Annotated in this window: 11 protein-coding genes and 1 tRNA gene; 7 read left to right on the top strand and 5 right to left on the bottom strand. The window is 70.3% G+C overall.

The window, feature by feature from the left end:
• Positions 1–64 precede the first annotated feature (64 nt).
• A tRNA-Leu gene (locus tag C8P69_RS19615) sits at positions 65–149 on the bottom strand.
• An 86-nt stretch (positions 150–235) separates the two neighbouring features.
• Between C8P69_RS19615 and C8P69_RS19610 the strand changes: the two genes are divergently transcribed.
• The 3 genes from C8P69_RS19610 (at position 236) to C8P69_RS19600 (ending at position 3,278) form a co-directional block, all read left to right on the top strand.
• Positions 236–481 (top strand): DUF1674 domain-containing protein, encoded by a 246-nt coding sequence (locus tag C8P69_RS19610; protein WP_108179134.1) that lies wholly within the window; start codon positions 236–238, stop codon positions 479–481.
• A gap of 135 nt (positions 482–616) precedes the next feature.
• Positions 617–2,029 carry a DUF1800 domain-containing protein gene (locus C8P69_RS19605; protein ID WP_108179133.1) on the top strand — a complete coding sequence of 471 codons (1,413 nt, stop codon included), beginning with the start codon at positions 617–619 and terminating at the stop codon, positions 2,027–2,029.
• 19 nt (positions 2,030–2,048) lie between these two features.
• Complete coding sequence (locus tag C8P69_RS19600) at positions 2,049–3,278, top strand: DUF1501 domain-containing protein (protein ID WP_108179132.1); 1,230 nt, start codon at positions 2,049–2,051, stop codon at positions 3,276–3,278.
• Between the two features lie 17 nt (positions 3,279–3,295).
• On the opposite strand, the gene gloB is transcribed toward C8P69_RS19600, so the two are convergent.
• On the bottom strand, positions 3,296–4,063 hold the full coding sequence (gene gloB, locus C8P69_RS19595) for a hydroxyacylglutathione hydrolase (protein ID WP_108179131.1): 768 nt from the start codon (positions 4,061–4,063) through the stop codon (positions 3,296–3,298).
• A 169-nt stretch (positions 4,064–4,232) separates the two neighbouring features.
• On the opposite strand from gloB, the gene C8P69_RS19590 reads away from it, so the two are divergent.
• A complete protein-coding gene (locus C8P69_RS19590; RefSeq protein ID WP_108179192.1) occupies positions 4,233–4,943 on the top strand; it encodes a methyltransferase domain-containing protein in 711 nt (236 codons plus the stop codon).
• Here C8P69_RS19590 and C8P69_RS19585 read toward each other — a convergent pair whose 3' ends face one another.
• From C8P69_RS19585 to aroA, 3 genes are read right to left on the bottom strand one after another with little or no spacing between them, the layout of a single operon-like run.
• The gene (locus C8P69_RS19585; protein WP_108179130.1) at positions 4,944–5,309 is read right to left on the bottom strand and encodes a helix-turn-helix domain-containing protein; all 366 of its coding nucleotides are present in this window, start codon (positions 5,307–5,309) and stop codon (positions 4,944–4,946) included.
• A complete protein-coding gene (gene cmk / locus C8P69_RS19580) occupies positions 5,306–5,941 on the bottom strand; it encodes a (d)CMP kinase (protein ID WP_108179129.1) in 636 nt (211 codons plus the stop codon). The genes C8P69_RS19585 and cmk overlap by 4 nt, the downstream gene beginning before the upstream one ends.
• The gene (gene aroA, locus C8P69_RS19575; protein WP_245902146.1) at positions 5,938–7,275 is read right to left on the bottom strand and encodes a 3-phosphoshikimate 1-carboxyvinyltransferase; all 1,338 of its coding nucleotides are present in this window, start codon (positions 7,273–7,275) and stop codon (positions 5,938–5,940) included. The genes cmk and aroA overlap by 4 nt, the downstream gene beginning before the upstream one ends.
• Before the next feature lie 133 nt (positions 7,276–7,408).
• Here aroA and C8P69_RS19570 point away from each other — a divergent pair, with 133 nt between their 5' ends.
• The 3 genes from C8P69_RS19570 (at position 7,409) to nusA (ending at position 10,412) form a co-directional block, all read left to right on the top strand.
• Positions 7,409–7,813, top strand: a complete 405-nt coding sequence (locus C8P69_RS19570; RefSeq protein WP_108179191.1) for a TIGR02300 family protein — start codon at positions 7,409–7,411, stop codon at positions 7,811–7,813.
• Between the two features lie 184 nt (positions 7,814–7,997).
• Entirely contained in the window at positions 7,998–8,813 is an 816-nt protein-coding gene (gene rimP, locus C8P69_RS19565) for a ribosome maturation factor RimP (protein ID WP_425440773.1), read from the top strand.
• 12 nt (positions 8,814–8,825) lie between these two features.
• Entirely contained in the window at positions 8,826–10,412 is a 1,587-nt protein-coding gene (gene nusA / locus C8P69_RS19560; RefSeq protein ID WP_108179127.1) for a transcription termination factor NusA, read from the top strand.
• Positions 10,413–10,421: the final 9 nt, after the last annotated feature.

Raw genomic sequence — 10,421 nt, 5'->3', positions numbered from 1 at the left:
AAGCCCCGGAAGTATCGACGCAATTTTATCACATTAGCCAATTGATATAATTTCGAAAAACGGTTGGTGCCCCTAGCCGGGATCGAACCAGCACTCCTTGCGGAACTCGATTTTGAGTCGAGCGCGTCTACCAATTCCGCCATAGGGGCAACGCGGGCCGGACTATAGCCATGACCGGGGGCGGGTCAACGTTCGAGGCCTTGACTTCGACGGTCTGCGGACCGATGTCCCCGGCATGAGCGAGAACCCCGTCTTCACCACGGCCGTCGCGGTCGAGCAGCCTTCCGCCCGCATCGAGGCTCCGGCGAAGGTCCTGTCGGAGGCTGCCAGGCGGGCCCTGGCGGAAGCTGCGGAACGGCGCGCCGCCCTCGACGCCAAGGCGGCGGAGCTCGCCGCCAACCCCGAACTCCATGGCCGCGGCGGCGCCGATCCGGTCCGCTATGACGACTGGGAGATCGGCGGCATCGCCGTCGACTTCTGATCGCCCCCCGCCGGTGACGACGAGTTGAACTGCCGCGGCTTTCCTGCGGCCGCGTTGACCCTTTGTTGCCGGATTTGCTGTCTACTCCAGCCGAAGCGCTGACCTGCGCCCTGCAACGCCGCATGGGTGATCCCGATGGCTGCCCGTCACGATGCCGTCCTTGCCCCCCGCTTCGGCCTCGGCCCACGCCTCGGCGATGATCCGTCGCGCCCCCGCGACATTCCCGCCGCCATCGAGCGCGACATCGCCCGCGGCCGGGCCCTGCCCCCCGGCGCCGAAACGCTTCCCACCAGTGCCGCCGCCCTGGCCCAGAATGGCGAGTTCCAGCCCGAGGAACGCCGCCTCGCCGCCCAGAAGGAGCGCGAGGCCGCCGAGAAGGCCGCGGCCGACGCCATCGAGGCGGCCCGCCGCGCCGGCCAGCGCCCGCCGCCCGGCTACCAGCCGCCGGCCGCCCGCATCTTCCGCGAGGAGGCCGCCTTCCGCATCCGCACGGCGGTGGAGGCCGAGCTCGGTTTCACCGAGCGCCTCGTCTGGTTCTGGTCCAACCATTTCTGCGTCGCCGTCGCCAAGGGCGAGCAGCTGCGCCTGACCGCCGGCGCCTTCGAGCGCGAGGCCATTCGCCCGCATGTCCATGGCTCCTTCCGCGCCATGCTGAAGGCGGTGGAGCAGCACCCGGCCATGCTGCTCTATCTCGACAACCGCCAGTCCGTCGGGCCTTCGTCGCGCGCCGGCCAGCGGCGCGGCCGCGGCCTCAACGAGAACCTCGCCCGCGAGCTGCTGGAGCTGCACACGCTCGGCGTCGACGGCGGCTACAGCCAGGTCGACGTGACGAGCCTCGCCCGCGCCATCACCGGCTGGACCGTGCCCGGCCGCTTCGACGAGGACGCCGAGATGGGCGCGTTTTTCTTCAACGCCAACCGCCACGAGCCCGGCGCGAAGACGGTGCTGGGCCGCACCTATCCCGATGCGGGCCTCGCCCAGGGCGAGGCGATTCTCGACGATCTGGCCCGCCATCCTGCCACCGCGCGCCACATCGCAACGAAGCTCGCGCGCCATTTCATCGCCGACGACCCGCCGGCCGATCTCGTGGCGCGGCTCGCCAAGGTCTTCCGCGACACCGACGGCAACCTGCCCGCCCTCTATCGTGTCCTCGTCGCGGCGAGCCCCGCCTATCCCGAGCCGCGTAAGCTCCGCCCGCCGCTAGACTTCGCCGTGGCGGCACTGCGCATGACCGGCCGACCCGTCGATCCGGGGCAGGTGCTCTTCGTCACCCAGCTGCTCGGCCAGCCCATCTGGAATCCGCCGGGCCCGAACGGTTTTCCGGACACCGATGCTCAATGGGCGACACCCGACGGCCTGAAGGTCCGGCTCGAGACGGCCATGACCTTCGCGCGCCAGACGCCGGGCGCCGCCAATCCGCTGGCGATCCTCGACGCAACGCTCGGTCCGGCCTGCTCGGCCAATACCCGCCAGGCCGTCGCCCGCGCCGAGAGCCGTGCCCAGGGCCTCGCCATCCTGTTGATGAGTCCCGAGGTCCAGCGCCGCTGAGGCGCGCAAGGAGGAGCCCATGCTCTGCGAGGACGAGATCCATCCGAGTCGCCGCGCCATCCTCGGCGCCGCCGGGGCGCTCTTTGCGTGGAGCTTCGCGCCGCGCTACGCCTTCGCGGCCGGAGGGCGTGATCCGCGCCTCGTCGTGGTGGTGCTGCGCGGCGCGCTCGATGGTCTCGCGGCGGTGCCGCCGGTCGGCGATCCCGGCTATGTCCCGCTGCGCCCGGGCCTTGCCCTGCCGGCCTCCGGCGACGGTGCCGCCCTGCCGCTCGACGGCTTCTTCGGCCTCCACCCCGCCATGCCGAACCTCGCTCGTCTCTACCGGGCGAAGCAGGCGGCCATCGTCCACGCCACCGCCACCGGCTATCGCGAGCGCTCGCATTTCGACGGCCAGGACGTGCTGGAGAGCGGCCAGCCGCGCCCCGGCCTCACCCAGTCCGGCTGGCTCAACCGCGCCATCGCGCTGCTGCCCCCTGGCGAGCGGATCGGCGCCAAGGGCGCGCTTGGCATCGGCGCCATCGCCCCGCTGGTGGTGCGTGGGCAGGCCCCCGTGCTCGGCTGGGCGCCGCAGGGCCTGCAGCAGGCTGACGATGATGTCGCCCGCCGCGTCCTCCAGCTCTATGACGAGCGCGAGCCGCGTCTTGCCGCGGCGCTCCGTCAGGGCCTCGACACCAGCCGCATGGCAAGCGCCTCGGGGCTTGGGGCCCTGCGCCCGCGCTCGAGCCCCGCCGATCCCGAGGGCATGGCGCTCATCGCCACCGGGGCCGCCAAGCTCATGGCGGCGTCCGATGGGCCGCGTGTCGCCGCGCTCGCCCTCGAGGGCTGGGACACCCATGTCAATGCCGGCGGCGCCACCGGCCAGCTCGCCACCCGGCTTGGCGGGCTCGATCGTGTCTTCGCCATCTTCGAGGAGGAGCTGAAGGCGGTCTGGCGCGAGACCGTGGTGGTGGTGATGACGGAGTTCGGCCGCACCGCCCGCGTCAACGGCACGACCGGTACGGATCACGGCACGGCGACGGTCGCCTTCCTCGCCGGCGGCGCGGTGAAGGGCGGCCGGGTCGTCGCGGATTGGCCGGGCCTCGCGCAAAACAAGCTGTTCGAGGGCCGCGACCTCGCGGCGACCACGGACCTGAGGGCCGTGCTCAAGGGCGTGCTGGTCGAGCATCTCGGGATGGACGCGAAGCCGCTGGCCGAGGCGATCTTTCCCGGCACGCTGGCGCTCCCGCCGATGCGCGGCCTCATCGGCTGAGGCCGCGCTTCAGCCGATCACGCCTTGTTCTTGCGCTCGCGCAGCTCGGCGAAGACCTCGGCCGGCAGGCGGCCGCGCATGTCGAGATTGGCAGCGATCACCGGATCATCGGCACGCAGGAAGGGGTTCGTCGCCTTCTCCTGCCCGATCGTGCTCGGCAAGGTGGCCTTGTCCGCCTCGCGAAGGCGGAACACCTCCTCGGCGCGCGCCTTCAGGGCGGCATTGTCCGGATCGACCACCAGCGAGAAGCGGGCATTGGAGGCAGTGTATTCGTGACCGCAATAGACGGCGGTGTCGTCGGGCAGCGCCCGCAGCGCCTTGAGCGCATCCCACATCTGTTGCGGCGTGCCCTCGAAGAGGCGACCACAGCCGAGCGAGAATAGCGTGTCGCCGGCAAACAGCAGCTTCTCGGCAGCGAAATGATAGGCGATGTGGCCGACCGTGTGGCCGGGCGTATCGATGACGTCGGCCTCCAGCGATCCGAATCGCGCCTTGCCACCCGGGACGACGGTCTCGTCCACCAGCGGGATGCGATGGGAATCGGAGGCGTTGGCGATGACGCGGGCGCCGGTCGCGGCCTTCACCGCCTCGATGCCCTGCACATGGTCGGGATGGTGATGGGTGACGAGGACATGGCTGATCGTCCAGCCCTTGTCCTTCGCCGCCGCCAGCACGGGCTCCGCCTCCGGCACGTCGATCGCCGCCGTCGCGCCGGTCGCCGGATCGTGCAGCAGCACGCCGAAATTGTCGCTGAGGCAGGTGAACATGTGGACGGCGGCGGCCATGGGCATCTCCGGATGGTTCGGGTGAGACGCATCGTGACCGTTCACCCTGGCGGCTATATGTCATTGCCGCCGCGCCCGCGCCAATCCATTCTCAAGGCCCTCTGATCCCGCCCGAGGTCCCGTGTCGGACGTCATCGACCTTCGCGCTTTCTATTCCTCGCAGCTCGGCATGGTCGCGCGGCGCATGGTGACGCGCGCCATCCGCACCCATTGGCCCTCGGCGCGTGGCATGCTCACCGTCGGCCTCGGCTATTGCACGCCCTATCTCGGCATCTTCCGCGAGGAGGCCGACCGCTCGCTCGCCTTCATGCCGGCGCGTCAGGGCGTCATCCACTGGCCGACGGCACGTCCGGGCCGCTCCGCGCTTGTCGAGGACGACATGCTGCCGCTGGCCGATGCGGCGGTGGACCGCCTGCTCATCGTCCACGCGCTGGAGGTCTCAAACGACGCGCAGGCGCTGCTGCGCGAGGCCTGGCGGGTGCTCGCCGCCGGCGGCAAGGTCCTCGCCGTGGTGCCGAACCGGCGCGGCCTCTGGGCGCAGCGCGACACCACCCCCTTCGGCCAGGGCCGGCCCTATTCGGCCCGCCAGCTCACCGAGCTGATGCGCCAGTGCTCCTTCACGCCGGTGTCCTGGAGCCAGGCCCTCTGGGTTCCGCCGGTGCGGCGCTCGCTGGTGCTGGGCTCGGCCATTGCCTGGGAGCGCACAGGCTCGGCCCTTGGGCTGCCCTTCGCCGGCGTCCATCTCGTCGAGGCGACGAAGCAGGTCTACAAGCCTGCCGCGATCAGGCGCGAGCGCGCCATCGAGATCTTCCGGCCGGTCCTCGCGCCGAACCCCGCGGCGCGCGAGGCGGACATGCCGGTCCGGCGTGTCGAAGGCTGATCAGCGCCCCGGCAACTTCGATTTCAGGATGAACAGCAGCTCGGCGATCTCCTCGTCCGAGAGCACCCCGACGCGTCGCGCCAGCAGGTTCGCCAGTTCGGTGGCCTGCGGCGACAGGCCGGACGTGTCGATCACGATGCGCGGATGGGAGATCTCGGCGAGCTTCGCCAGTTCCTCCGCCTCGTCCCAGATGATGCCGAAATAGGCGATGATCCGCTGGACGAGATACCAGCTCGGGCGGCCGCGCTTGCCGTGCTCCAGCGCCGAGAGATAGGCCGCCGAGACGCCGACCGTCTCCGCCATGGCGGTCAGCGTCACGCCCTTCGCCTCGCGTAAGGACCGGACCCGGGCGCCGAAGGGCGTCATCGCCGGGCCGACTCGACGGCCGCGAGCGCTGCGGCGAAGGCCTCCTCGATGCCGAGCGTCGTCGTGTCCAGCACCAGCGCGTCCGGCGCGATGATGAGCGGCGCAGAGGACCGGCCGGAATCGCGCGCGTCGCGCTTGGCGATGTCAGCGAGGACGGCGGCATAGAAGGCCTCCTCGTCGGCCAGCTCGCCGCGGCCCACCAGCTCGCGGAAGCGGCGGCGGGCGCGCTCCTCCGGGCTCGCCGTGACGAAGAGCTTGGCCGGCGCGTCCGGCGCGATCACCGTGCCGATGTCGCGGCCGTCCAGCACAGCGCCCCCCGTCTGGGCCGCGAAGGCGCGCTGCAGGTCGAGCAGCGCCTGCCGGACCGGCGCATGGGCGGCGACGACGGAGGCCGCCTCGCCCGCCTCGCGGGTCCGCAGCGCCTCGCCGGCGAGGTCGGCGATATCGAGGTTCTCGGCGATGGCCGTAGCGATCTCGACATTGTCGAGCGGAAAGCCGCGGTCGAGCATGATGCGGCCGACCCCGCGATAGAGCAGGCCGGTGTCGAGATGCGGCAGGCCGAAATGCGCCGCAAGACGCCGGGCGATGGTGCCCTTGCCCGAGGCGGCCGGTCCGTCGATCGCGATGATCATGCGAAATCGGCCCCGAGGCCGCGCATCAGGCCGACGAAATCGGGGAAGCTCGTGGCGATGAAGCCGGTATCGTCGACGGTCATTGGCTTGGTCGTGGCAAGGCCCATGACCAGGAAGCTCATGGCGATGCGATGGTCCATGTGGGTCGCGACCGTGCCGCCGCCCGGCGCCTTGCCATTGCCGGCGACGATGAGGTCGTCGCCCTCGATCGTGTGGTCGACGCCCGCTGCGGCAAGGCCGGCGGCCACCGCCGCGAGGCGATCCGATTCCTTCACGCGCAGCTCGTGCAGGCCGTTCATCCGCGTCGGGCCCTCGGCGAAGGAAGCCGCCACCGCGAGGATCGGATATTCGTCGATCATCGCCGGCGCCCGGTGAGCCGGCACGTCGACGCCCCGCAGCTTCGAGCCGCGCACCCGCAGGTCGGCAATGTCTTCGCCCGATTCGACGCGCGGGTTCACCAGCTCGATATCGGCCCCCATCTCCTGCAGCGTCGTGATCAGGCCGGTGCGCAGCGGGTTCATCATGACGCCGGTCACCGTCACGTCCGAGCCCGGCACGATGGCGGCCGCGACGATCGGGAAGGCGGCCGATGACGGGTCCGCCGGCACCACGACCGGGGCGGCCTTCAGCTCCGGCTGTCCCACGAGGTCGATGCGGCGGCCATGCTCGCCATGCGGCGTCACGGTCACCTCGGCGCCGAAATGGCTGAGCATGCGCTCGGTATGGTCGCGCGTCGCTTCCTTCTCGATGACGGTGGTGATGCCCGGCGCATTGAGGCCGGCGAGCAGCACGGCCGACTTCACCTGCGCCGAGGCGACGGGGGATTCGTAGGTGACCGGAACGGCGTCCGACGGCCCCTCGATGGTGATCGGCAGGCGGCCGCCTTCGCCCTGCGCCACGACGCGCACGCCGAAGAGCTCGAGCGGGTCGAGGGCGCGGCGCATCGGCCGCTTGCGGAGCGAGGCATCGCCGTCGAAGGTGGCGCGGATCGGATGGCAGCCGACGACGCCCATCATCAGCCGGCAGCCCGTGCCGGAATTGCCGAAGTCGAGCGCTGCCTCGGGCTGCTTCAGGCCGCCGACCCCGACGCCGTGGACGGTCCAGGCCCCCTCGCCGGTGCGGGTCACGGTCGCACCCAGCTGGCGGCAGACCTTGGCGGTGTTGAGCACGTCCTCGCCCTCGAGCAGGCCGGAAATGCGCGTCTCGCCGACGGTCAGCAGGCCGAACATCAGCGCCCGGTGCGAGATCGACTTGTCGCCGGGCACGGTGATGGTGCCGGAGAGCGAGGCACCGCGCCGGGCGGTGAGCGGGGTCTTGGTTTCTGAAGCGCTCACGATGAATGATCCGGGCTGTCTGAAAAAAGGGTCGTGCGCTCTATCCCGCGCCGCAAGCCTCTTGACAAGCCGGGGCCTTGCGTCCAACTGACCCCCCTTCAAGCGAAGTCCGATCTTTCTCAAGGAGTCCGCCGTGGCGAGACCCGAACTCGGCGTGAAGCGCATCTGCCCCACGACCGGCAAGAAGTTCTACGACCTGAACCGCGATCCGATCGTCTCGCCCTACACGGGTGAGGTGCTCCAGCGCGCCATGTTCGAGCCCGCCCGCCGCGGCTCGGCCGCCGCCAAGGCTGCCCCGCAGCCCGATGAGGACGAGGCCGAGCTCGAGGTCGCCGACGCCGAACTCGTCAGCCTCGAAGAGGCCGATGGCGAAGAGGCGTCCCCGGCCAAGGCCGCGGTCATCGACGACGACGTGGACGTCGATGTCGAGGATGCCGGCGACGAGGACGACACCTTCCTCGAGGACGACGAGGACGAGGACGACGGCGACGTCAGCGACCTGATCGGCGACGCCGGCGACGACGACGAGGATCAGTGACGCCTGATGGGGGCTCGCCTGCGGGCCCCCGTTCCGGCGCACCGCCTCTTGCGCGACGGCGTTGCAGGGCGTATGTGAAGCGTCACGTGATACACCCTCATCGATGGCTATCGTGAGAGTGGGTCCCCCCGGGGACCCGCTCTTTTTGTTTCAGCCCCGGTGATCTCCCTTTTCGGAGTTGCGATTGTCCGGGCAAGACCCGCGTCCTGAAGTCCTGGCCGAAGCGGCGGATGCCGCTGGCGCCGACCCGCGCCTCATCGTCGAGACGGGGGCGGCGGCGCGCGTCGCGTCCATCGCCGAGCCGGTGCTGGAGGGCCTCGGTTTCCGCCTGGTGCGTGTGCGCATCTCCGGCTCGCAGGCCGGCGGCTCGACCCTGCAGATCATGGCCGAGCGGCCTGACGGTACCTTCACCATCGACGATTGCGAGGCGGTGAGCCGCGCCCTGTCGCCGGTCCTCGACGTCGAGGACCCGATCGCCTCCGCCTACAATCTCGAGATCTCCTCGCCGGGCATCGACCGGCCGCTGGTCCGCGCCGGCGATTTCGACCGCTGGTCGGGCTATGAGGCGAAGATCGAGATGGCGGTCGCCCAGGACGGCCGCAAGCGCTACCGCGGCTTCGTGCTCGGCGCCGCCGGCAAGGACGCCCGCATCAAGCGCACCGACACCAAGGGCGACGAGCCGACCGAGGTTCTGCTGCCGATCGAGGAGATCGGCGAGGCGCGCCTCGTGCTGACCGATGATCTCATCCGCGAGGCGCTGCGCCGGGCGAAAGCCGCCGGCCGCGCCATGGATGAGGAGGACGAGGACGGCGACGAGGACATCGACGCCGCCGACGAGGGCGAGGACGACACCGAGATCGTCATCGTCCGCCCCGGCACGCCGCGCCCCGTGCGCGCCGCGCCGGCCCCGAAGAAGAAACCCGCCCCCGGCGCGCCCTATTCGAAGGGCCCCAAGCCCAAGGGCCCGGGTCGTTACGCCAAACCCAAACCTTCCCGCTAGAGGGGACCGACCATGGCCGTTTCGGCAAACCGACTGGAACTCCTGCAGATCGCCGACGCGGTCGCGCGCGAGAAGCAGATCGACCGTCAGATCGTGCTCGAGGCGATGGAGGACGCGATCCAGAAGGCCGCGCGTTCGCGCTACGGCCAGGAGACCGAGGTCCGCGCCGAGATCAATCCGAAGTCTGGCGAGATCCGCCTGTCGCGCCTGCTCCAGGTCGTCGACGAGATCGAGAACGTCGCCACCCAGATCGCCACCGAGGAGGCCCGTCGCAAGAACCCGGCCGCCCAGCCCGGCGACTGGATCGCCGAGACCCTGCCGCCCTTCGACTTCGGCCGCATCGCCGCCCAGTCGGCCAAGCAGGTCATCGTCCAGAAGGTCCGCGAGGCCGAGCGTGACCGCCAGTTCGACGAGTACAAGGATCGCGTCGGCGAGATCGTCTCCGGCCTGGTGAAGCGCGTCGAATACGGCAATGTCATCGTCGATCTCGGCCGCGGCGAGGCGATCATCCGTCGCGACGAGCTGATCCCGCGCGAGATGTTCCGCAACGGCGACCGCGTCCGCGCTTACCTCTTCGACGTCCGCCGCGAGCAGCGCGGTCCGCAGATCTTCCTGTCGCGCACCCATCCGCAGTTCATGGCCAAGCTCTTCGGCCAGGAGGTTCCGGAGATCTATGACGGCATCGTCGAGATCAAGGCGGTCGCCCGCGACCCCGGCTCGCGCGCCAAGATCGCCGTCGTCTCGCGCGATTCCTCCATCGATCCGGTCGGCGCCTGCGTCGGTATGCGCGGCTCGCGCGTCCAGGCGGTCGTCGCCGAGCTGCAGGGCGAGAAGGTCGACATCATCCCGTGGAATCCGGACATCGCCACCTTCGTGGTGAATGCGCTGGCCCCGGCCGAGGTCGCCAAGGTCGTGCTCGACGAGGACCGCGAGCGCATCGAGGTCGTCGTGCCCGATCCGCAGCTCTCGCTCGCCATCGGCCGCCGCGGCCAGAACGTTCGGCTCGCCTCGCAGCTCACCGGCTGGGACATCGACATCCTCACCGAGCAGGAGGAGTCGGAGCGTCGCCAGGCCGAGTTCGAGGCTCGCACCAAGCTGTTCATGGGCGCCCTGGACGTCGACGAGGTCGTCGGCCAGCTGCTCACCTCCGAGGGCTTCCGCTCGGTCGAGGAGGTCGCCTATGTCGAGCTCTCCGACCTCGCCTCCATCGAGGGCTTCGACGAGGAGACCGCCGAGGAACTGCAGCGCCGCGCCCTTGATCACATCGCCAAGGTCGAGGCCGAGCACGACGCCAAGCGCAAGGAGCTCGGCGTTGCCGATGACCTGCGCGAGGTGGAGGGTGTCACCACCGCCATGATGGTGAAGCTCGGCGAGAACGACGTGAAGTCGCTCGAGGACTTCGCCGGCTGCGTGCCGGACGACCTCGTCGGCTGGAGCGAGCGCAAGGACGGCCAGACCGTCAAGCACGCGGGCTTCCTCGACGGCTTCGAGCTGACCAAGGACGATGCCGAGGCGATGATCATGCAGGCCCGCGTCAAGGCGGGCTGGATCGAGGCTCCGGAGCCGGCCGAGGCCGATTCCGAGCCCGCCGAAGCCTGAGCGGGAGAT

The sequence above is a fragment of the Phreatobacter oligotrophus genome, assembly GCF_003046185.1.
Taxonomy (GTDB): domain Bacteria; phylum Pseudomonadota; class Alphaproteobacteria; order Rhizobiales; family Phreatobacteraceae; genus Phreatobacter; species Phreatobacter oligotrophus.
Note: the sequence above shows the minus strand (reverse complement) of the source record. Positions and strands in the feature narration are given on the sequence as shown.